This is a genomic window from Blastocatellia bacterium (genome assembly GCA_016713405.1).
Classification (GTDB): Bacteria; Acidobacteriota; Blastocatellia; order Chloracidobacteriales; family JADJPF01; genus JADJPF01.
Map to the genome: position 1 here is coordinate 420,864 of JADJPF010000027.1, position 21,176 is coordinate 442,039.

Annotated in this window: 22 protein-coding genes and 1 pseudogene; 12 read left to right on the plus strand and 11 right to left on the minus strand. The window is 33.9% G+C overall.

The genetic code is table 11. The features are described 5' to 3' along the window. Window positions 1-136 precede the first annotated feature (136 nt). Complete coding sequence (locus IPK14_27555) at window positions 137-760, plus strand: hypothetical protein (protein ID MBK7996990.1); 624 nt, start codon at window positions 137-139, stop codon at window positions 758-760. A 5-nt stretch (window positions 761-765) separates the two neighbouring features. Here IPK14_27555 and xth read toward each other — a convergent pair whose 3' ends face one another. Genes xth through IPK14_27570 form a run of 3 tightly spaced genes read right to left on the minus strand, consistent with a single transcriptional unit; the run spans window position 766 to window position 3,436 of the window. Further along, on the minus strand, window positions 766-1,536 hold the full coding sequence (gene xth / locus IPK14_27560; protein MBK7996991.1) for an exodeoxyribonuclease III: 771 nt from the start codon (window positions 1,534-1,536) through the stop codon (window positions 766-768). A 24-nt stretch (window positions 1,537-1,560) separates the two neighbouring features. Beyond that, window positions 1,561-2,301: a serine/threonine-protein phosphatase gene (locus IPK14_27565; GenBank protein MBK7996992.1), complete on the minus strand. Its 741-nt coding sequence runs from the start codon at window positions 2,299-2,301 to the stop codon at window positions 1,561-1,563. Window positions 2,302-2,344: 43 nt separating this feature from the next. After that, window positions 2,345-3,436 (minus strand): ankyrin repeat domain-containing protein, encoded by a 1,092-nt coding sequence (locus tag IPK14_27570; protein ID MBK7996993.1) that lies wholly within the window; start codon window positions 3,434-3,436, stop codon window positions 2,345-2,347. Between the two features lie 199 nt (window positions 3,437-3,635). Between IPK14_27570 and IPK14_27575 the strand changes: the two genes are divergently transcribed. The 4 genes from IPK14_27575 to IPK14_27590 all read left to right on the plus strand — a co-directional run bounded on the left by IPK14_27575 (window position 3,636) and on the right by IPK14_27590 (window position 7,001). Then, window positions 3,636-5,213 carry a protein kinase gene (locus tag IPK14_27575; protein MBK7996994.1) on the plus strand — a complete coding sequence of 526 codons (1,578 nt, stop codon included), beginning with the start codon at window positions 3,636-3,638 and terminating at the stop codon, window positions 5,211-5,213. Window positions 5,214-5,328: 115 nt separating this feature from the next. Continuing rightward, window positions 5,329-6,138: a metallophosphoesterase gene (locus IPK14_27580; protein ID MBK7996995.1), complete on the plus strand. Its 810-nt coding sequence runs from the start codon at window positions 5,329-5,331 to the stop codon at window positions 6,136-6,138. A 226-nt stretch (window positions 6,139-6,364) separates the two neighbouring features. Then, window positions 6,365-6,811 carry a hypothetical protein gene (locus IPK14_27585; protein MBK7996996.1) on the plus strand — a complete coding sequence of 149 codons (447 nt, stop codon included), beginning with the start codon at window positions 6,365-6,367 and terminating at the stop codon, window positions 6,809-6,811. Beyond that, the gene (locus tag IPK14_27590; GenBank protein ID MBK7996997.1) at window positions 6,750-7,001 is read left to right on the plus strand and encodes a hypothetical protein; all 252 of its coding nucleotides are present in this window, start codon (window positions 6,750-6,752) and stop codon (window positions 6,999-7,001) included. The genes IPK14_27585 and IPK14_27590 overlap by 62 nt, the downstream gene beginning before the upstream one ends. Here the strand turns inward: IPK14_27590 and IPK14_27595 are convergent. From IPK14_27595 to IPK14_27620, 6 genes are all read right to left on the minus strand, one after another. After that, window positions 6,998-7,300: a hypothetical protein gene (locus tag IPK14_27595; GenBank protein MBK7996998.1), complete on the minus strand. Its 303-nt coding sequence runs from the start codon at window positions 7,298-7,300 to the stop codon at window positions 6,998-7,000. The genes IPK14_27590 and IPK14_27595 overlap by 4 nt on opposite strands. Before the next feature lie 5 nt (window positions 7,301-7,305). Beyond that, window positions 7,306-7,839 carry a hypothetical protein gene (locus IPK14_27600; protein ID MBK7996999.1) on the minus strand — a complete coding sequence of 178 codons (534 nt, stop codon included), beginning with the start codon at window positions 7,837-7,839 and terminating at the stop codon, window positions 7,306-7,308. A gap of 83 nt (window positions 7,840-7,922) precedes the next feature. Continuing rightward, window positions 7,923-8,363: a DMT family transporter gene (locus IPK14_27605; GenBank protein MBK7997000.1), complete on the minus strand. Its 441-nt coding sequence runs from the start codon at window positions 8,361-8,363 to the stop codon at window positions 7,923-7,925. Window positions 8,364-8,378: 15 nt separating this feature from the next. Then, the gene (locus IPK14_27610) at window positions 8,379-9,059 is read right to left on the minus strand and encodes a Holliday junction resolvase RecU (protein ID MBK7997001.1); all 681 of its coding nucleotides are present in this window, start codon (window positions 9,057-9,059) and stop codon (window positions 8,379-8,381) included. A 64-nt stretch (window positions 9,060-9,123) separates the two neighbouring features. After that, window positions 9,124-9,870 carry a YebC/PmpR family DNA-binding transcriptional regulator gene (locus IPK14_27615; GenBank protein ID MBK7997002.1) on the minus strand — a complete coding sequence of 249 codons (747 nt, stop codon included), beginning with the start codon at window positions 9,868-9,870 and terminating at the stop codon, window positions 9,124-9,126. Between the two features lie 235 nt (window positions 9,871-10,105). After that, entirely contained in the window at window positions 10,106-10,798 is a 693-nt protein-coding gene (locus tag IPK14_27620; protein ID MBK7997003.1) for a YggS family pyridoxal phosphate-dependent enzyme, read from the minus strand. 142 nt (window positions 10,799-10,940) lie between these two features. Between IPK14_27620 and IPK14_27625 the strand changes: the two are divergent. Together IPK14_27625 and IPK14_27630 are read left to right on the plus strand one after the other, a co-directional pair. Further along, window positions 10,941-11,869, plus strand: a pseudogene (locus IPK14_27625) (hypothetical protein). 18 nt (window positions 11,870-11,887) lie between these two features. Next, the gene (locus IPK14_27630) at window positions 11,888-13,234 is read left to right on the plus strand and encodes a hypothetical protein (protein MBK7997004.1); all 1,347 of its coding nucleotides are present in this window, start codon (window positions 11,888-11,890) and stop codon (window positions 13,232-13,234) included. A gap of 2 nt (window positions 13,235-13,236) precedes the next feature. Here the strand turns inward: IPK14_27630 and IPK14_27635 are convergent, their stop codons facing one another. Continuing rightward, window positions 13,237-13,704 (minus strand): shikimate kinase, encoded by a 468-nt coding sequence (locus IPK14_27635; GenBank protein ID MBK7997005.1) that lies wholly within the window; start codon window positions 13,702-13,704, stop codon window positions 13,237-13,239. Window positions 13,705-13,741: 37 nt separating this feature from the next. Continuing rightward, window positions 13,742-15,028, minus strand: a complete 1,287-nt coding sequence (aroA, locus tag IPK14_27640) for a 3-phosphoshikimate 1-carboxyvinyltransferase (protein MBK7997006.1) — start codon at window positions 15,026-15,028, stop codon at window positions 13,742-13,744. Window positions 15,029-15,181: 153 nt separating this feature from the next. Between aroA and IPK14_27645 the strand changes: the two genes are divergently transcribed. The 5 genes from IPK14_27645 to selB all read left to right on the plus strand — a co-directional run bounded on the left by IPK14_27645 (window position 15,182) and on the right by selB (window position 21,175). Next, window positions 15,182-15,622, plus strand: a complete 441-nt coding sequence (locus IPK14_27645; GenBank protein MBK7997007.1) for an ATP-binding protein — start codon at window positions 15,182-15,184, stop codon at window positions 15,620-15,622. 18 nt (window positions 15,623-15,640) lie between these two features. Then, a complete protein-coding gene (locus IPK14_27650; protein ID MBK7997008.1) occupies window positions 15,641-15,988 on the plus strand; it encodes an STAS domain-containing protein in 348 nt (115 codons plus the stop codon). A 65-nt stretch (window positions 15,989-16,053) separates the two neighbouring features. After that, window positions 16,054-17,847, plus strand: coding sequence for a hypothetical protein (locus IPK14_27655; protein MBK7997009.1), 1,794 nt, complete (start codon window positions 16,054-16,056; stop codon window positions 17,845-17,847). 27 nt (window positions 17,848-17,874) lie between these two features. Next, complete coding sequence (locus IPK14_27660) at window positions 17,875-19,203, plus strand: cytochrome P450 (protein ID MBK7997010.1); 1,329 nt, start codon at window positions 17,875-17,877, stop codon at window positions 19,201-19,203. A 79-nt stretch (window positions 19,204-19,282) separates the two neighbouring features. Continuing rightward, complete coding sequence (gene selB, locus IPK14_27665) at window positions 19,283-21,175, plus strand: selenocysteine-specific translation elongation factor (GenBank protein ID MBK7997011.1); 1,893 nt, start codon at window positions 19,283-19,285, stop codon at window positions 21,173-21,175. Window position 21,176: the final 1 nt, after the last annotated feature.

Sequence of the window (21,176 nt, forward strand, 5' to 3'; positions counted from 1 at the left end):
TGCATAGTAGCTTTTTTGTTATTAGTAGCTTTTTTTTTCTATAGCAAAAGCTCAAAAAGGGAAGGCAGTAGCTACTAAAAACTCTTCAGTAGAGCTAAGTTCAAGTCAAAAACAACAAATAGAAATAGCTGAACGCTTGCTTAGTTCTACCATAGAATATAAAAGTAGTGTAGGGAAACTAATTGGTTTTTATCAAATAGATTTAGATAAACAGAAAGAAAAGTTTGCAAAGAGAAAAGAGCTTTATGAATTAGGGATTGTAGCACGTCGGGAAGTAGAAAATATAGAAGTAGAAATTAGCAATATAGAAACTAAAATAAAGTCATTAGAAAAAGAATTAACAGAAGCAGATTATTTATTAGTTGAAGCAGAAGCAGCAAAAGAGTTAGCTCAAAATCCTCCTTTACCAAAAACACCTTCTTATCAAGTTAGTAGTGGAGTTATTCGATATATAGGAAGTTATGCTTGGTCATTGCAAGATACTCCAGTGGTACAGAAATTTTTTCAAGATAGCTTTGGTCGTAGCCTACCAATTAGTGCTTATGGTCAAAGTCCTACTCATGACCGACTAGGTTTTGACCATCGCAATTGTATTGATGTAGCTCTACATCCTGAAACTTTAGAAGGACAGCAATTAATAAATTTTTTACGTGGAGCCGGGATTCCTTTTCAAGCTTTTAATCGAGCAATTTCAGGATCGTCTACCGGCCCACATATTCATATTGGCAAACCTTCTGTACGCTTAATAGCTAAACAATAACCTAATTAGTTGGTAAAAATTGCTGTTACTGGTGCATGGTCAGAAGGCTTTTCTCCTTTACGTTCATTACGATCTATTACTACATCTGTACAGCGTTTTGTTAAAGGATTGGTTAGCAAAATATGGTCAATTCTTAAGCCTAAACCACGTTGAAAGCCTAAGCTTCTATAATCCCACCATGTATAAATTCCAGCATCTGAATAATGAAGACGTAGGGCATCTTTTAAGCCCCAGTTTACTAAGTTTTTATGTGCCTCTTTTTCTGGTTCGCTAAAATGTAGTTGTCCTGTCCAATGTTTAACATCCCAAACATCTCTATCATCTGGAGCTACATTAAAATCCCCACAAATTAATAGGTTTTGTTCTGGGCTAAAAGATGTATCTAGGTAATCTCTTAAGCGATAATACCAGTTTAATTTATATTTATATTTATCTGAATCTATTTCACTACCGTTAGGCACATAAACATTAATAATTTGGATCCCGGAAATTTCTGCTGCAAGAAATCGTTTTTCCTTATCATTTGCATCACCAGGTAATTGAGAAATAACATTTTTAGGATCGCTACGAGATAAAATTGCTACTCCATTATAAGATTTTTGTCCACTAATTGTGCATTGATAGCCGATAGCATTTATTTCTGTTTGTGGAAAATCTGAATCTATTACTTTAGTTTCTTGTAAGCATACTATATCTGGTTGATTACGTATGAGCCAATCTAAGAGTCTAGATAAACGTGCGCGAATGGAATTAACATTCCAAGTAACTATCTTCATGCTTAATCCTTCTATTTTTTAGAGTTAATTAACTTCAACCGCCATAAATGTAACATCATCATGAGATAAATCTCCATTAGCATGTTGTTGCAAAGCTTTGATTATACGAGCTTTTAACTCTATTAAGCTATCATTTTGCCCATCTTGAAGCACTTTAAGGAGTTGTTCTTGTCCAAAAAAATCTCCATCGCTGTTAGAAGTTTCAATTACTCCATCTGTATAAACAATAAAGCGATCTCCTTTGCTAACAAAAACCTGGCCTTGATCATAAGCTACACTCTCCATTATTCCTAATGGAAGGTTAGAAGGAGTAGTTAAGGGTTTATCAATACTAAGTAGTTGCCAAAGACGTTCTTGATTTCGCCAAATAAAAGGCGGGTGTCCAGCATAGGAGAAAGATAACAAACCTGATTTTATAAAGTAACTGATTATTGCAGCAGTAGTCATAGCTTGAAAACCTTGCTCATAAGCAAGTTGATTAATATTTGCTAACACAACATTATTATCAAGATTACCAAGATTTTTTTTTAGTGTTGTGTAAACCCATTGGCTAATATGACTTACTGCTTGACCATGACCAACTACATCTGCAATTGCAATCCGTGTTAATAAATCCTGCCCACAAACACTAAAATAATAAACATCTCCACCCTTACCACCATCACTGGAACTAGAAAAAATTGTTGCTGTTAAACCATTGCTGCAAACATCATCATTAGTATTTTGGTTTCCTCCCCAAACTTCAGTACAACTTAGGCGATACATGAAAAGAGTCCTTTCTATTTTTAAAAACCTTCTAAAAAAATTTTTATTTAGCACCAGCATTTACTAAAATTTGCTCACACTCGCTACAAACACTGGCTTTAGCACACATTAAAGCTGTATAACCTTGGGAGTTTGTTATATTAACATCGGCTTTAGCCTCAATTAATGCTTTAAGTGCTTCTACATTAGCACTAGCTGCTGCAAGCATTAATGGTGTGCTATCAGGTGTCAATGTTAAGCTAGTAGATGTTTGAGTTTCTGATATGTCTTTACGAGCAAGGGAAAAATCCTTTCCTAATAAGCAGCTTTTTAAGTCTACACCAGCTTTTATTAAAGTTTTGGCTATCTCAGTATTATCATTTAACAACGCAGTTATTAGTAAAGGGTAAGAGCCTTTAATTACTTTATTTGGATCTGCTCCTGCTGATAATAAAAATTTGACAGTATCTATTTTATTATGTTCTACGGCTGCTAATAAAGGGTATTGACCATAAGTTGTAGTTATATTAATACTTATCCCTTGGTCTTTTAATAACTGAAGCATATTATTATTTCCATTTGCTGCTGCTTCAATCATAAGTAATTTTAGATCATTTTCATTAGGCTTTATTCCAATAGCCATTAGTATCCTTAATGAAGCATCACTGCTATTACGTAAGGTAATTTCTAGTAAAGGGTCTAATTGATCTTTGCTAGCAATTGTAAATAGCCACAATAGAGTAATACTATCATTAAACCTTGCTGCTTCTACTAAGTGGTAATTTACATGGCGACGTAAAGAAGGACTAAAATAGTTTGTGATTCTCATAGTTAAAAGTCCTGAGGGGATAGCAATAGCTACAAATATTAACCAAGTACTGATAAGAGGTTTTACTAGTTCATTAGAATTAGTAGAGGGATTTTTGTTGGCAAATTTGTTTTTCACTAAAATTACTAAACCAATTATTGCTAATAACAAAAACCAAAAACCAAAAACTCTGGGCCACAAAATAGCAGGGTGAGGATTGTTTAAGATATCAAATATTGATGGATTGGGTAAATAAGTTAACATTAAGTAAAGACTTATTGCCATTGTTATAGAACTAATAAGTAAAAACTTTAAGGCTATCAAAACAGTGAGTTTAAGTTTTGTCATCGTTAATGTACCTAACTAAGTAAGTTGTCTAGAAATTTTTAATAAAATATTTTTCTAGATAATTTTGCTTGTAAAGATAGAGATTTTATAGAAAATGAACATTTCTTGCGAGTTTTTTCATTTGATGGGAAAATTAGATTTCCAATCAAAATAATATAAATTCCAAACACCCATTATTCCCAATGTAAGGATTTTTTGGATGAAAGAATGCCCACTTTGTAAGTTCTGCTTTGAAGATAATATCTTATCTTGTCCAAATGATGGTAACAAATTGGTTTTTTCCTGGTCTGGTTCACCAAATATTTTAGATAAATATAGAATAGATTATGTTTTAGGTCGCGGGCGTACAGGAGTAGTTTACTGTGCTACGCAAATAGTTTTGATGAGACAAGTAGCTTTTAAGGTTTTACCAACACAATTATTAAACAATGCTGATGCTGTTAATCGCTTTCGCACGGAAGCTTTAGCTATAGCTAAATTAGAACATCCAAACATAATTAAAATCTATGATTATGGGACATTGCCAACAGGTGGAGCTTATATGGCAATGAAACTATTGAAGGGGCATTCTTTAACGCAAGAAATACTTGGTAATACCCAACTACCTTTTTTGCGTATTTTAGCTATTATGCAACAAATTTGTTCTGGAATTGCTCTAGCACATGAAAACCGAGTGGTACATTGTGACTTAAGACCAGATAATATTATTTTAGATAATACTGAAGGAAAAGAATTAGTACAAATTGTTGATTTTGGGATTGCTCGTTTAAGAGAAGTTTCTAATAGTGGAACTATTTATTCTGTACATAATAGCGCGGCAGAAGGTGCGCCTTCTTATATGTCTCCAGAGCAATGTTTAGGGGAAAAGCTTTATCCTACTTCTGATATTTATAGTCTTGGGGTGATACTTTATGAAATGCTTACAGGTGTAGTGCCTTTTGATAGTCCTGTAGGAGCGGATGTTGCATTAAAACATATTCAAACATCTCCAACACCACCTTCTCAACTACGTTCATATACTAGCCCTTTACTAGATCAAGTAGTGTTAAAAGCTTTAGCTAAATCACCTAAGCAGCGTTTTGATTCAGCCTTACTTTTGTTAGAAGCACTTGAGCCTGCTTTAAGAGAAAGTGAAGAACATTTTGCTAATGCAATAAAATCAAAACAGTTAATTAAATCTACTTCAGAGCTTGATAAGAATACTAGTCCTTTGAGTCCAGAAATTTTAGCTATTGTTAGAACTTCTATGGAGGAAATAGCTAATGAAAAGAAAAAAGCTAATGTAACATCTCCTTTAGTTGCACCTCCTTTTAAGGTTCCTGAACCTATTATAGCTACAAGTCCAGAATTTAGTAAAATAAGGGTTTTAATAGTAGATGATGATCCTGGCATGTTAGAAACTTTTATAGTAATTTTTGAAAACTTTGGCACACAAACTATAACTGCAATAGATGGACAAGATGCATGGGAGAAAATAAGACTTTTCCCACCTAATTTAATTATCTCCGATATAATTATGCCTAATGTGGATGGATGGCAACTTTTTCTTCAATGTAGGAAAGACCCTAGTTTAAGCGAAATCCCATTTATTTTTATTACAGGTCGAGATGTTAAGGAAGAAAAAATTCTTGCTTTAGAACAAGGGGTAGAAGATTATTGGATTAAACCTTTTGTTGTTTTAGAAATTACATTACGCTTAAAACGCTTATTGAAACGTATTGCTAAAAAAATTAGCCTAAAGTTTTTTATATTAAACCTTTATGTCAAAAGCTGCTGAGTACAGAATAATTATTTTTCTTAAGCGTTATTATTATAGTTTATATACTAGCTTTTGCTACAATTATTAGACTTTTCTTAAATAAGTTTTTTTCATTTCCATTAAGTGATCAAGTTTGGAAAAATGGTTAAGACAAGCAAGTTTAATAGCTGCTTTTTTAGGATTGATTTGCTTTGTCTATGGTTTTATAGAACCTTACTGGATTTCTATTTCTTATATTAAACTTGCTACTTCTAAACTCTCTAAAAATTCAAAACCCTTAAAAATAGTTCATTTTTCTGATTTACATAGTGATCCAAAACCCCGCTTAGAAACCACTTTGCCAGAGCTTATTGCTAAAGAACATCCAGATATAATTGTTTTTACAGGTGATACACTTAACTCACCTGAAGGATTAGAGGTAGCTAAAAATTTTTTTTCTAAATTATCTAAAATAGCTCCAACCTATGTTGTTAAAGGTAATTGGGATAGTTGGTTTTGGTATAATTTGGATTTATTTGGCGAAACAGGAGTTAAAGAGCTTAAATCTACTAGTGAAAAATTATCTATAAATGGTTATAACTTTTGGATTACAGGAGTTCCTGTAGGACAAGCAAATCAAATCCCTAAACTACTTAATCAAATCCCTAAAGATGAATTTTCAATACTTTTATATCATTACCCTGATGAAATAGAAGATTTGGCAGGTCAGATAGATTTATATTGTGCTGGACATACTCATGGAGGGCAAATAGCAATGCCTTTTTACGGAGCATTAATTACTTATTCTAAGTTTGATAAAAAATATGAGTCAGGTCTTTATAAAGTTAAAGATACTTGGCTTTATGTTAATCGTGGTATAGGTATGGAAGGAGGAAATACCCCTAGAGTAAGATTTTGTGCTAGACCAGAACTTACCATAATAGAAATTTACCCTACAAAATAATTAAAAATAAATATTTTTATCCTATTAAACGGTAGAAAATTAGTAGAATTAATAAAACTAAAATAATGATCGCACCTAGTTGTTGTGTTGATGTTAATTTCATATAGCCTCGTGAGTTTCTCTTCTATTATTTGCCTAAATTCATATATTATTGAGAAAGTTTCTTACAAATAATAAATCATTTATCTTCTTGCTTCCCTAGCTATCTAATAAGGACATAGATGCAATGGCAGACAAAATACAGTACATAATAGCTTTTGTTTTTTTGATAGTTGTTATTAAGCTAGTTTTGGATAAAACTTCAAAAGATAAACGTGTTTGGCAAACTTCTGCACAAAAATATCGGATGAGTTTTGGTGAAGGTGTAGAAACAAGAGGTGAGCGACAAGTAAAAGTTTTTCGTATAAAGGGTTATTATAGATCTTGCTTGGTAAATATTACGGGTAGTCGTGCTTTAGGGCAAAATGAAACACATATTTCTGTAACTTATCCAAAAGGATTAATGGATAGTTTAAGACTTTATCCAGAAGGCACTTTAGGAAAAATTGGGCGAGGCCTGGTTAAACAAGCAACTGCTGGTAGAAGTTCAAGACAGCCCTATTTTGTTACTTATGCCCCCTCCAAAAGGAACAGGACAATTAGAAGTTCAAAGAGAGTTAAACCCTTTAATTAGAGAACAATTAACCCAATTATTTATTATTTGTTCTGGTAAAGGTCGTCGTATTGATGTTACAGATGCTTATATGCTAATAAAACAAGTTGGATTTGTACAAAATCCAGAAGAATTATTTCCCTTAGTAGATGAAGTTTTAACCGCAATTAATGTAGTAGAATCAAACAGTGGAGAGCTATTTAAAGCTTAATTATTATCCCCTAAGCTTTGAGGCCCACGAAATATTTGACCACCATTATCAAGCTTATAAACCCCACGTAAGTCTGCATAAAAAGATAAACGTCCTGTTTTAGCATAAGCTAAAGGTTCAGCATGTAACCAAAACTCTTTTTTATCTTTGCCCAACTCTATTGAAAATTTATAGCCTTCTATTTCACCACTTTTTAGACTTGGAGGCCAAAAATTTGATGCTACTAATTCTTCCATTGAACCATAAATACCTTTATTTGCATCGCTATAAAGTTTTTGCGCACCAATATAGCGTTCCATATATATTAAGGCTGCATCTTCATGTGCGCGGATTTTGATTTCTGGAAAAACTTGCGATCAAGATTTTTAACCAACTGTAAAGTTTCTAAATCACCTACTACCCAGTTACCATTTACTTGAATTAAAAAAACTTCATCTGCTGTAGGATCTTTAGGATTATCAGAAGATTTAATAAAAATAGTGGCATTATTACCTATAATCTGAGTGCCAAGAATTTTTACTGTCTCAGGGATACGTGAAAAAGTAAGCTCAAAATCAGGTTCTAATTCTTTTAATTCTTCTGGTGTTAAAGGTTCTATTGCATCACGATAGACAGACAGACGAAACCCTTCTAAGTATTTTTTTTCTCTTAACAATCGGTAAAACTCTTTAACAGTATCTGCGGCACTTAAAGGTTTAGCCTCTTGTTCTTGAACTTCTGTGTCTTCTGTGTCTTCTGTGTCAGCTTTAGTTGGTTCTTGTGCAAAATTGCTTTGAGTAGAAATTAGTAATAAACTAATAGTAAGGCCAATTAGGAGAATTAACTTGCTGATTCTCATAGATTTTTATCCTAAATCAATTTGGGTTAGTTTTGAGATTTTAGCAAAAGAATTTCTTGCTTGACTAGTCTGTAGAGTTATTATTAGCTCTTTTCTGTCTTTATAGAAATTAAAGCTAAACCTAAAATAGAAAATAAAATTCCTAATAAATTCCAAACAGATATTTTTTCTTTATAAGCTATTATGCCAATAGGGATTAATAATAGAGCTCCTACAGCACCAACTAAAGTACCTGTAAAAGTTACATTCCAACCTATCCGATAAGCTAATAAAAAACCTATTTCAATTAACATTGCTGCTATACCAACAACAACAACAGCCCAATTTGTATCTTTAATTGCACTAAAAAAAGGTTTATCAGTTGTATAAAAAAAGCTTGCAAAAATACAAATAATAATTCCAATAATATAAGCAATTATTATAGAAAAAAAAGGGTTTGCTGTTTTAGGAATAGATTTTTGGGAAATATGATAAAGAATATTACCAATAATAGCTAAAAAAACTGGTAGATAAAGTGACTTCACTGCCTTTTCCTTAATTTAAGCTTTTTTAGGGATTACTAAATTATTATAATCTCGTCCATAAAGCTCTTCTTGTTTTTCAATTGCAGTTAAATAGTCAAAAATTAGTAAACCTTTGCCTGCTTCTACTTTGACTAAGTGATTTTCAAAAAAACGAAATGGTACGCTTTTATAACCTGTAGTGTTGCAATAACGCCTAACTAATTGAATTGGCAGGAAATAAACTTTTCTATGTGTTGAAAACTCAACTAAAAAACCTGAGATAGCTCCAGTTGTTGCCATACATTCTAAGAAGTAGATTTGATGAGGATGAAGGTTATCTAAGTCTAGTCGGTCACGTTGAGTTGTTTTAGCATCGTAAAATATTGCTCGACCGCTAGGGGCAACCGCACCACCATAATCAGGTTCAGCTTTTGATTCAGGCACAAATTCACGAAGTAATAAAGGATTACCTTGTTCTTTAGTGAGGGCAATTAATTGCGCCCCAGAAATATTTTTTTGATTGATAGGTAGATCCGCAACATTTGGAATATTTAAGCCTCGTCTTTGCTCTCCACGTTTCATTAAATATTTACCAGGTATAGCTTTACGGGTTATATAAGCGCGTTCAGCCTGAGCATAAGCGTTATTAGTACTATTTATAGCAGCTTGGAAACTACTACCAACATCAGCACCACGCCTTTTTAATGTTGCTCTCATAAAAGTTAAACCCAGGTTCTACAAAAAAATTTTATAGAACCTGTTAAAGTACAAAAGGTTTTAATTACCCAGCAGATTCATATTCGCTGTCATCCATTTCAAAATTGGCAGCTACTTTTTGCACATCATCCTGATCTTCTAAAGCATCATAGAGCTTAAGCATTTGTTGTGCTTCTTTACCAGTTAGTTTTACTGTGTTTTGTGGAACTCGTTCAATTTCTGCTGAAATAGGGCTAAGTTTCGCTGCTTTAATTGCTTCTAATACAGCATCAAAATCATCAGGTTTAGTTAGCACTAACCAGCTTTCTCCATCATCTTTAAGGTCTTCTGCACCAGCACCTACTACAAGTTCAAACATTTCATCTTCAGACAAAGCCCCTTTTTCAAGTAAAATAGAGCCTTTCTTTTCAAATATCCAACCTACACAACCTGCTTCACCTAAGTTTCCATTATTTTTAGAAAATAGATGTCGTAATTCACCTACAGTACGATTTTTATTATCTGTTACTGTATCAACCATTATAGCTACACCACCAGGGCCATAACCTTCATAAATGATTTCTTCTATAACATCCCCGCCTAGTTCCCCTGTACCACGCTTAATTGCACGGTCAATAGTATCATTAGGCATATTTTGAGCTTTAGCATCAGAAATAGCTTTACGTAAACGGGCATTATTATTAGGATCACCACCGCCACCACGAGCAGCTACGTTAATTTCCTTGATTAGACGGGTAAAGACTTTGCCACGTTTGGCATCTAAAGCACCTTTTTTATGTTTAATTGTGTGCCATTTACTATGTCCAGACATTAGATCACCTCTGTTTTTGTGTATAAATAAAAAATAATCTTTTCTTGGTTTTCCTCTCTAGTAAAAGAGGCAAGTTGTTAAGATAGGCAAATAATAGGTCTATAGGAAAATTTTCAAAAAAGCAAGTTGGCTTTATTTAGTAATATTAATGAATATTATTGATTTTTTAAGCTAACTGCATAATCTAGCATAGCTCATAGCTATGCTTCAATTCATAACCTTCTGTAAAAAGCTTTTATAAGTAATTTCGATCACCAAAAATAGCTGTTCCAACACGAATCATTGTTGCACCCTCAGCAATTGCATATTCAAAATCATGACTCATTCCCATAGAAAGTTCTGTTAAAGGGTTAGGAATAATTGGACGGTTATTAATATCTTCTAATAACTCTCGTAAACGTCTAAAATAGCGAACAGTTTTAGCGGGATTTTCAAAATATGGAGGAATAGTCATTAGACCTTGAAAAGCTAAATTTTCTGCTCGGCCTAGATAAGTAGCTAAATCTATCAATTCACTTTCATCAATTCCAGTTTTAGTAGACTCTTTTGCTAAATCTACTTGTGCCAAAACTACAATTTGTCGTCCAAGTTCGCCTGCAATACGGTTTACCCGTTCGGCTAGTTTTATACTATCTATTGTATGAATCCAATCAAAAAGCTCTACTGCACGACGGACTTTATTTGTTTGTAAATGTCCAATTAGATGATGACAAACATCATTTGGCAACTGCGGGAATTTTTCTTCTGCTTCTTGAACATGATTTTCTGCAATATCTGTTACCCCAGCCCTTAAAGCTTCTTTGATTAAATTAACAGGAAAAGTTTTTGTCACCGTAATTAATCGTACTTCATTAGGATTACGATTAGCCTTTTGACAAGCTTTAGCTATTCTTGATTGTATGGATGATAGATTTTCTTTGATTGACATATTGCAAAATATAACAAAGTAGTCTTTGAGATTAAATCCATTGTTGTAGATAAGTTGCTTGCTTCCAACTAGGGTTGCAGCATACTAAGAATTACCCGCATAATAGTCAACTCTTAATTTCCTAATTTGGAGCTAATAGAATATGCTTAAAGTAGGTTTATTAGTAGGCAGAGAGCGTTCTTTCCCTAATGCCTTGATAGAAGAAATCAATAAGCGCAATCAAAGTGTAACTGCTGATTATATTAGGGTTGGGGAGGTTGCTAGTAATATGGCTTGCCCCTATCAAGTTATTATTGACCGCATTTCTCATGAAGTCCCGTTTTATCAAACTTACTTAAAGACAGCTACTCTTAGTGGAACAGTGGTTATTAATAATCCTTTTTGGCGCATGGCAGATGATAAGTTTTTTGGTACAGCTTTAGTTGAAAAACTAGGTGTTGCTGTGCCTAAAACAGTTGTTTTGCCCATGCATAGCTATATGGAAGGCATTAGCGCGGAAAGCTTAAGCAATCTAAAATTTCCTTTAAATTGGCAAGCTGTAATTGAATATATCGGCCTACCAGCATTTCTAAACCTCATTGGGGAGGAGGGTGGAAAGCCGTTAATAAGGTTAATACCCTGGAAGAACTGCTTTTTCACTATAACCAATCAGGTCAACTATGTATGATGTTGCAGGAATTTATCGATTGGCAACAATATGTTCGCTGTATCTGTATTGGCAAAAAAGAAATACTTATAACTAATTGGGATCCTCGAAAACCTCATTTTGAACGCTATCGCGGCACTGACCAAACTTTAGACCCAAACTTAGAGGAAAGAATTAGAATAGATGCAATCAAAATAAATGAAGCTCTTGGTTATGATATGAATACTGTAGAGTTTGCTGTTAGAGATAATATTCCATATGCAATTGATTTTATGAACTCTGCACCAGATTTTGATATTAGCTCACTAACAGAAAAATATTTTCCATGGGTAATTAATAAAATGGCAGATTTAGTAATTGAGTCTGCTAAAAGTGCAGTTGAGAAAAAAACTTCCTATCGTTGGAATCAACTAATGAAAATTTAACTAAAATAAGGGTTTATTATGGAAAAAGAAGCGATTAAGTATTATCACGACTTATTATTAGAAGATAACTATCTACAAACTACCCAAGAAATCCTACAAAAAGCAACTGAAACAAGGCATTTAGCTTTTGGTAAACGTCCAGTTTGTAGCGTACTTAGACCTTATTTTATTAGTGAAAATAACTATAATTTTGTCTCTAAAACTTCTCAGCTAGTTAGTCAAGGTATTTTTACATTAGGACAACGCTTATTAGCAGATGAAAAATTACGTAAAGAGGTAGACTTAACCGAGCAGGAAGAAACAATAATTAAATTTGATCATAAATATGGCGCAGCGGATGTAAGCGGAAGACTTGATGGTTTTTTAAGTCCTGAGGGTGATTTTAATTTTGTTGAATATAATGCAGAAAGCCCAGGCGGATTAGCTTATGGCGACGAGTTAAGCGAAACTTTTGCAAAAATGCCAATAATTGAAAAGCTTAAGGAAAAATACACGTTAAAAACATTTCCTATTAGAAAAAAGATTTTTGATTCTCTAGTGTCGGCTTATCATCGTTGGGGCGGGGAAGGCTTGCCAAATATTGCAATTATTGATTGGCGCGGTGTTAGCACATATGGAGAATTTTTACTTTGTAAAGAATATTTTGAAGCACAAGGTTGTAATGTAAAAATTGCTGACCCTGACGAACTAGAATATAAAGATGGAAAATTATTTATTGAAGATTTCCAAGTAAATTTAATTTACAAAAGGGTAATAATAGGAGAATTTTTAGCTAAATTTGCGCTAAATCATCCACTAATAGAAGCACTTCAAAATCAAGCTGTTTGTATGGTTAATGCTTTTCAAGTACAAATGCTCTATAAAAAAAGTTGTTTTGCTCTACTTAGTGACCCGAATTATTCATATATTTACCCAAAAGAAATTTTAGAAGCTTTGTTAAAACATATTCCTTGGACAAGAAAAGTTAGAGAATGTAAAACCCTCCATCAAAATAACACTATAGATTTAATTCCTTATATTGCTGAAAATAAAGATAATTTAGTCCTAAAACCAAATGGCGAATATGGCGGTAAGGGCGTAGTTTTAGGATGGCAGTCAACTAACGATGAATGGCGCGATACACTAAAAGGGGCTTTAGAAAGTTCCTACATTGTTCAAGAGCGCGTACCACTTGGCACAGAAATCTATCCAAGCCTTATTGATGGCGAATTACGTTTTGATGAGAGATTTTTAGACCTAGACCCTTATGTTTGGGATGGAAAAAATATAGAAGGTTGTGGTATTAGACTTTCTAAGTTAGCATTACTTAATGTTACTGCCGGAGGTGGTTCTGCTACACCAATGTTTATTATTGATAAGAAGTAAAGTTATTTTCTTATTACCGAAATAATATTGTTTACTGTTTCATCAATTGTTAAGTTAGAAACGTCAACAGTAAAATTTGCTTGGCTATAGGCTGAAAGTCTTGAGTTTAATAACTCTTGCATCTGTTTAGGGTTACTATATAAAGGTCTTAAAGTATCATTACTTAAGCGGGATAAGATCACATCTAAATCACAGTCTAGCCAAATAGAAATACCATTTTGTTGTATTAAATTACGGTTTCTTTCAAAGGTAAATGTTCCACCACCAAGAGCTATTATGCTATCAGTATAATTAATTATAGTTTCAAGTGTTTTATGTTCTATCTCTCGAAAATATTCTTCACCAAATTTAGAGAAAATATCCTTAATACTAAAATTTTCCTGCTCAACAATTAGCTTGTCTAAATCAACGAATTTATAACTTAATTTTTGAGCTAAAACACTGCCAACAGATGTTTTTCCTACACCCATAAAGCCAACTAAAAAAATATTTCGCATAAATGATTATTTATGAATTAGTTACGCTAGCAAGTTTTTTAAAAAATCCAGGAAAAGAAATATCTACACAATCGCTATTAATAATTTCTGTTTCACCTTTTGCAACTAGTCCAGCAATAGCAAAAGACATTGCAACCCGATGATCGTCGGCTGAATCAAGGCTACAGCCCTTTAGTTGTTGTTTTCCATTAATTGCTAATCCATCCGTGTATTCTTCTACTTCTGCACCCATCAAACGTAAATTATCAACTACGCTACGAATACGGTCACTTTCCTTTACTCGTAACTCACCTGCATCACGAATCGTTAAACCGCCTTCAATTTGAGTTGCTAAGACCGATAAAATAGGGATTTCATCAATGATATTAGCAATAATGTCACCTTGTAAAAGTCTATTTTGGTCATTACTTACTAAATTGCTTGAAGAAATCAGTAAATCGCTAACTTCTTCACCATGCTGTAATTTAGGGTTAATAAATTTAATATTTGCACCTAAAGACAGTAAAACATCAATGATTGCTCTACGAGTTGGATTTATTCCAACTGAGCGCAACAAAAGTTCTGAATTAGGCAACATTGTTGCTGCAATAATAAAAAATGCTGCTGATGAAATATCTCCTGGAACTTGATAATGACAAGCTTTTAATGGGCTGTCTGAAATAGTAATACTACTGCTTTCTGTCTTTATATTAGCTCCAAACTCTTTTAACATAAGCTCAGTATGATTTCTTGTAATAGTAGGCTCAATAACCGTTGTAGCACCTTCAGCAAAAAGCCCAGCAAATAAAACACAAGATTTTACCTGCGCACTAGCTACAGGCATATTATACTTAATAGCTTGTAATTTTCCTCCAGTGATAGTTAGAGGGGGGAAATCATTATTTGTAGCATCAATATTTGCTCCCATTTGGCGAAGAGGTGTAACAATGCGTTTCATTGGACGACGGCGTAACGATTGATCGCCAGAGATTATGCTAGTAAAGGGCTGTCCGGCTAAAATACCGCTTAACATCCGCATAGTTGATCCTGAATTACCAGCATCTAAAACTTTGTTTGGAGCAGTAAAAGTTTTATTTTTAATACCGTTAATTAATAATTTATTTTCTTGTCTTTCAACTATAACACCAAGGCTTTCTAAACAATAAAGTGTACTTTGACAGTCTTTACTGCTAGCAAAACCTTCTATTTCTGATTTACCTTCTGCTAGGGATGCAATTAAAGCTGTACGGTGAGAGATGGATTTATCACCTGGTAAAAAAACTTCACCTTTAATAAAATTGGTTGGATAAATTTTCATAATTTTTGTTTTTTGCTTTTAGAATCGGAAAAGGTAAATATCTCTTACTTGACAATAATGTAAAGCCTATGTTACACCAAAGATGTTTTGCCCTAGACAAAATTGCTGGGGCGACCCTTATCCTAACACAAGCGAAAGGATAAAATAATACAGATGGAGCAACGCGATAGCACCATCGCATTAACTATTAATAGCAGCTTTAAGTTTACAGAACTAGTAGCTTCGGTGACAGATAACATTACTCAAATAGTCGGTTTTGGCGAAGAAGAAGCACATTGGATTAGTCTTTCTGTCCGTGAATCTGTAATTAATGCTATTAAACACGGTAATAAACTAGATAGTAATAAAGCAGTAGATGTTAAATTTATTATTGGTGAAGAAGAAATAATCATTTATGTGCGTGATTATGGAGAAGGGTTTGATCCTAAGCATATACCTGATCCTTTAGACCCTACAAATTTACTAAACCCAAATGGTCGTGGCATATTTTATATGCGTACTTTTATGGATGAAGTAGATTTTTCTAATCATCCTCAAGGTGGAACAGTCGTTAAAATGCTTAAGAAAAGAGTCAATTCTGAAACAACAAACTAATAATTTAAGGAGCTAGCAATGTCTCTAACAATCAATCAAAGAACTTCTGGGAGTGTTTCTATTTTGGATTTGAGCGGCAAAATCACTATTGGCGCAGGTAGTGTTCAACTACGCGAGGCTATCCGTAAACTTATTGATAGTAATAATAAAAATATATTACTTAATCTAGGTGATGTTAGTTATGTTGATAGTTCTGGTATAGGAGAGTTAGTACATAGTTTTACTACTACTAATAATGCTAGTGGAAACTTAAAACTACTTAATCTAACTAAGAAGATACAAGATTTACTAGCAATTACTAAACTTTTAACTGTATTTGAAACATTTACATCTGAAGATGAAGCATTAAAAAGTTTTAATAAGTAATCTTCGACCTATTTGGTATTAGCTCCAGACCTGATAATTTATTGGGTCTGGAAAAGGTCTATTTTATGGTAAAAAAAAGTTTTTTTATTTTCACACTAATCTTATCTCTATTTTTGACTTCCATCATCAACGCCCAAACAACACAAACCGATAATTTAAGTAATTCCAACAACACAAAAGAATCCATTAACACAAGAGATTACAATGTTTTAATTCTTAGTGATGAAAGAATTTTAGTTATGATGGCCGCGCTAACCTTAGCTGGTTATAATTATGATGGAACAGGAAAGCTTGCTGAGTTTCAAAAGAATCTACGTGAGGATCTAAAAGATACTCCTCAAGCAATGGTAAAAAAATTACGGGAATTTTATTCTGCTCATCAAATTCCTGGCCGCGAAGATGCTGTGCAAATATCGCCTTATATTGGCTTAGCCCTTTCTTTATCTGCTGTTCCAGCCTTAAGTAATCCTCAAGTAAAAGTTAATTTGCCTTTTGATGTTCAAGAAATACTGGGTTTTGGTAATTTGGTAAGAGAATTTTATAGCCGTTCACAGGTTCGTAATTTTCTACCAAAATATAAAGCTATATTAGATAGCTTAAGAAATGACTATGAAAATACGGCTAATGACGTTCTTTATGAAACGTTAGTTTATTTACGCACTAAACCTGTTTTATTCTTGCCTCCTACCCCAGTATTAGCTAGAGAATATGACACTTATGTAATGCCAAATCCAGTAGTAATAAAAAAAGACAAAAAAGAAGATAAAAAGGAAGATAAAAAAGATAGTAAAGAAGGGGATGAGCCAAAAGAAAAAATAATATATTTGCCTAGGGTAAGACGCTTGCAAATTTTTCCTAATCCTCTAGCACCTCCAGGAGCAATTTTTTCCCGCAATGATATCTTAAACGGGGCTGATCAAGAGTCTCGACGTTTAGGAGATGACTATTTTATTGTTGCTTCTGAACAATCCATCAAAGAACACATTAGACATGCTTTTCTTCGCTTTGTTCTTGATCCAGTGGTTGGTAAAAGGTCAGTAGAAATTGCTAACTTAAAAGAGCAAATTGATCCTTTAGTATTGGCGCAACCTAATGCTAAAGAAAGGGCTAAACGTAATGTTTTTGAGGTAGTTGGAGAATCTTTAGCCCGTGCTGTAGGTGTTCGTCTAACTGCCCGAGCAGCAGGAAAGAATTTTTCTGCTGATACGGCAGCTTATTTACTTAGCCAATATTATGAACAAGGTTTTGTCCTAACATTTCATTTTTATGAAACCTTGTCAGACCTTGAACGCGCAGGCTTAGACATTAGCGACTTTTTTCCAGCAATGCTAAAAAGTATTGATTTTGCCCGTGAAACAAAGCGTTTAGAAGACACTCGTTTAGCTCGAAGTCGTGTTGAACAACGCCAAGCAGAAGTAAAAACAATCATTGATCTTGATACTTTAATTAAAGAGCGTAAATTTACAGAAGCCCAAGCACAAATAAGTGCAATTCTTCGTGAACAGCCAAAAAATGCTCGTGCTTTATTTGGGATGGCTCAAATTGTTAATAGCCAGCCTTCAAACATAGAAACAGATGATATTAGCTCGGATGAGGATAAAATTGCTGCTCAAGAAGAGCGTCTTTCACGGGCAGTAAAAATCTACCGTGAAGCTATTGCAGCAGCGGGAAATGATGAAAAATGGTTGGTTTCTCAATGCCATCTCTTAATTGGGCGAATTTATGATTTTGTCGAAGAACGAGAAGCAGCCCTTAAAGAGTATGACAAAGCTATTGAGCTAGGCGATGTGCCAAAAGGGGCTTACAAAGAAGCTTTGGCCGCTAAAAATAAACCTCCACAAAACAAAAATGAGGAATAATTATTTAGGAGTAAATGTCTTTTGAAAATATCACGACCACCTGGGCCAAAGCAAAAACCTCTTTGGGGTGATTTATGGGATTTTAGACGTGATCCTATTAAATTTCTAACCAAACTTAGAACTTATGGAGAAATTGTTTATTTTAAGTTAGGCACACAAGATGTTTATCTTCTTAATGAACCTGATTATGTAAAAGAAGTTTTTGTTACTCAATATCGTAATGTTCATAAAGGTAGAGGGTTACAACGTTCTAAAAAACTTTTAGGTGAGGGGCTACTTACTAGCGAAGATGAGGTACATAAACGCCAACGCCGACTTGTACAGCCTGCTTTTCATCGTCAGCGAATTGCTAATTATGCAAAAGTAATGGTGGATTATGCTGCTCAAACTAGAGATAGTTGGAAAGCTAACACAACTATTTCAATTCATGAAGAAATGATGAAGTTGACCTTATCAGTAGTAGCAAAAACGCTCTTTGATGCTGATGTTCAAAAAGAAGCTAAAGAATTAGGCGATGCAATGAATGTTTTTGTTAACTCATTTGATATGATTACTTTGCCATTTATAGAGCTTATAGAAAAAATTCCTTTTCCCAGAATCCGCGCCCTTAACCAATCCCGCGATTTACTTAATAAAACAATTTATCGTATTATCAATGAACGTCGAATAGAAAAAAAAGACCATGGCGACTTGCTTTCAATGCTTTTAATTGCCCAAGATGAAGAGGGTGATGGCAATGGCATGACAGATTTACAGGTGCGTGATGAAGCCATGACGCTTTTTATTGCAGGACATGAGACTACAGCAAATTCGCTAACTTGGACTTGGTATTTACTTTCACAACATCCAGAAATAGAGAAAAAAGTTTGGCAAGAAATAGACGAAGTTTTAGCAGGACGGCTACCTTCGGCAGAAGATTATCCTAAGCTAAAATATTTAGAAATGGTGCTTTCAGAGTCAATGCGTCTTTATCCCCCAGCTTGGCTAGTTGGTAGAAGGGTAATTAAAGAATGTCAAGTAGGTGGTTATACTCTACCAGTTAATGCTATAGTTTTTCAATGTCAATATTTAATGCACCATGATGAAAGATATTTTCCTGATCCATTTAAGTTTGATCCAGAGCGTTGGACACCTTCAGAAAAAGAAAAACGTCCAAGATATAGCTATTTTCCTTTTGGCGGTGGCCCAAGACAATGTATTGGTGAACCTTTTGCTTGGATGGAAGGTGTTTTAATGCTGGCTACAATTGCTCAAAAATGGCAGCTAACTTTGCCCCAGGATTACAAAGTAGAAATGCAGCCTCTAATTACTTTAAGAACTAAAAAAGAAATCCCAATGAAATTAGTTCTACGCTAAATACACTAATTATTATACTTAATGAAATTTAATTAGAGTATAAAATTTTTGTCCACATTTTTATTAAACTGGTTAAATCATGAAAAACATTATTATTGGTACGGCTGGACATATTGACCATGGCAAAACTTCTTTGGTTAAAGCACTTACTGGAATTGATGCTGATAGACTAAAAGAAGAAAAGCAACGTGGAATTACAATAGACATTGGTTTTGCTGACTTGGTTTTAGATGATTTTCGATTTGGATTTGTGGATGTTCCTGGACATGAACGGTTTGTTAAAAATATGTTGGCAGGAGCGCATGGAATTGATTTAGTAATGCTTGTAATTGCAGCAGATGAAGCTGTGATGCCGCAAACACGAGAACATTTTGATATTTGCAGACTTTTGCAGGTTAAAACAGGTTTAACCGTACTAACAAAAGCTGATTTGGTGGATGAAGAACTGCTTGAACTAGCCAGGGAAGAAGTAAAAGATTTTGTTGCAGGTTCTTTTTTAGCTAATGCTCCAATTGTTGCAGTTAGCACAAAAACAGGTCAGGGAGTTGAAGAGTTAAAAAAAGAATTAGTTAAACTTGCTAGCCAAACTTTACCAAAAACTTTAACTGCTGTTGCAAGACTTCCAATTGACCGAGCCTTTACCATTAAAGGTTTTGGTACTGTAATAACTGGAACATTGACTAGTGGACAATTGCAAGTAGGCGATGAATTAACTATTTTGCCTAATAAGATAAATACTAAAGTTCGTGGTTTACAAGTTCATAATTCTGCAACAGAAAAAGCTTTTGCAGGTCAACGTACAGCGGTTAATTTACAAGGAATTAGCTTAGAAGAAATTGAACGCGGACAAGTTTTACTTCCTGCTAAACGCTTTGATGCTACTTCTATGCTGGATGTAGAGTTAGAGTTATTGCCTAATGTATCAAGACCACTTGTTCAAAGAACCCGTGTTCGACTTCATCATGACACATCAGAAATAATGGCTAGAGTTATCTTGCTTGGTGGAAAAGAGCTTTTAGCAGGTGAAAAAATATTTGCTCAACTTCGTTTAGAATCACCAATTTTTGCTTTACCTGGGGATCGTTTTATTATTCGTAGCTATTCGCCTCAAATTACTATTGGAGGAGGTCGAGTAATAGACGCACTACCTATTAAGCACAGGCTTAAAGATGTTAAAGCAGTAGATTGGCTAGCAAAACTTGTAAAAGCAGATGAGTTAACACAGGTATTACTCTTTGTAGAAATGTTGGGAATAAAGGGTTTACCTTTAAGTGAACTAGCTAAACGAACCGGTTTTGCAGATGAGTTGTTAAATAAATTAATAGCTCAACTTGTAAAAACAGGTCAGCTAATAAAATCAGACTCTCAAACTCAACATTTACTTTCTAAAACTAGTTATGAAGAGTCAAAGACAGAAATAATTAAAAGACTAAAAGATTTTCATAAACGAGAACCCTTGCAAGTAGGTGTTAATCGTGAAGAAATACGTGAAAAGTTGGGCTTGGCTACAGAAGTTTTTAAGATGTTGCTAGAACAATTAGCAATAGAAAAACTAGTTGTTAGTGAACGTGATATTTTACGACTTGCAACACATACAATTGCTTTATCGGCTGATGACGACAAGACAAAAGGCTTAATAGAGACTAAATGTAAAACAGCAAATTTTCAAGCTCTTACTTATGATGAGTTAGTTAAAGATTTGCGAATAGACAGCAATAAATTACGTAAAATCTATCAATTATTAATTAATGAGCAAAAATTAATTAAAGTAGCTGATTTTGTTTTTCATCGTGAAGCCATCAATGAAATCGTTAAGCGCATCAAACTACAAAAAGACAAAAGTAGTAAATTAGATGTTGCTACTTTTAAGGATTTGACAGGGCTTTCACGTAAACATGCTATTCCACTTTTGGAATATTTTGATTTACAGAAAATTACTCGTCGAGTAGGAAATGACCGGGAAATCTTGTAGT

What these genes read in the sequence shown, in the direction of transcription:
- IPK14_27600 (MBK7996999.1), bottom strand. Translation starts at nt 7,839, where the DNA reads ATGAGAATCAGCAAGTTAATTCTCCTAATTGGCCTTACTATTAGTTTA.
- IPK14_27585 (MBK7996996.1), top strand. Translation starts at nt 6,365, where the DNA reads ATGGCAGACAAAATACAGTACATAATAGCTTTTGTTTTTTTGATAGTT.
- IPK14_27575 (MBK7996994.1), top strand. Translation starts at nt 3,636, where the DNA reads ATGAAAGAATGCCCACTTTGTAAGTTCTGCTTTGAAGATAATATCTTA.
- IPK14_27570 (MBK7996993.1), bottom strand. Translation starts at nt 3,436, where the DNA reads ATGACAAAACTTAAACTCACTGTTTTGATAGCCTTAAAGTTTTTACTT.
- IPK14_27655 (MBK7997009.1), top strand. Translation starts at nt 16,054, where the DNA reads ATGGTAAAAAAAAGTTTTTTTATTTTCACACTAATCTTATCTCTATTT.
- IPK14_27630 (MBK7997004.1), top strand. Translation starts at nt 11,888, where the DNA reads ATGGAAAAAGAAGCGATTAAGTATTATCACGACTTATTATTAGAAGAT.
- xth (MBK7996991.1), bottom strand. Translation starts at nt 1,536, where the DNA reads ATGAAGATAGTTACTTGGAATGTTAATTCCATTCGCGCACGTTTATCT.
- IPK14_27595 (MBK7996998.1), bottom strand. Translation starts at nt 7,300, where the DNA reads ATGGAACGCTATATTGGTGCGCAAAAACTTTATAGCGATGCAAATAAA.
- IPK14_27650 (MBK7997008.1), top strand. Translation starts at nt 15,641, where the DNA reads ATGTCTCTAACAATCAATCAAAGAACTTCTGGGAGTGTTTCTATTTTG.
- aroA (MBK7997006.1), bottom strand. Translation starts at nt 15,028, where the DNA reads ATGAAAATTTATCCAACCAATTTTATTAAAGGTGAAGTTTTTTTACCA.
- IPK14_27610 (MBK7997001.1), bottom strand. Translation starts at nt 9,059, where the DNA reads ATGAGAGCAACATTAAAAAGGCGTGGTGCTGATGTTGGTAGTAGTTTC.
- IPK14_27620 (MBK7997003.1), bottom strand. Translation starts at nt 10,798, where the DNA reads ATGTCAATCAAAGAAAATCTATCATCCATACAATCAAGAATAGCTAAA.
- IPK14_27590 (MBK7996997.1), top strand. Translation starts at nt 6,750, where the DNA reads ATGCCCCCTCCAAAAGGAACAGGACAATTAGAAGTTCAAAGAGAGTTA.
- IPK14_27645 (MBK7997007.1), top strand. Translation starts at nt 15,182, where the DNA reads ATGGAGCAACGCGATAGCACCATCGCATTAACTATTAATAGCAGCTTT.
- IPK14_27615 (MBK7997002.1), bottom strand. Translation starts at nt 9,870, where the DNA reads ATGTCTGGACATAGTAAATGGCACACAATTAAACATAAAAAAGGTGCT.
- selB (MBK7997011.1), top strand. Translation starts at nt 19,283, where the DNA reads ATGAAAAACATTATTATTGGTACGGCTGGACATATTGACCATGGCAAA.
- IPK14_27635 (MBK7997005.1), bottom strand. Translation starts at nt 13,704, where the DNA reads ATGGGTGTAGGAAAAACATCTGTTGGCAGTGTTTTAGCTCAAAAATTA.
- IPK14_27565 (MBK7996992.1), bottom strand. Translation starts at nt 2,301, where the DNA reads ATGTATCGCCTAAGTTGTACTGAAGTTTGGGGAGGAAACCAAAATACT.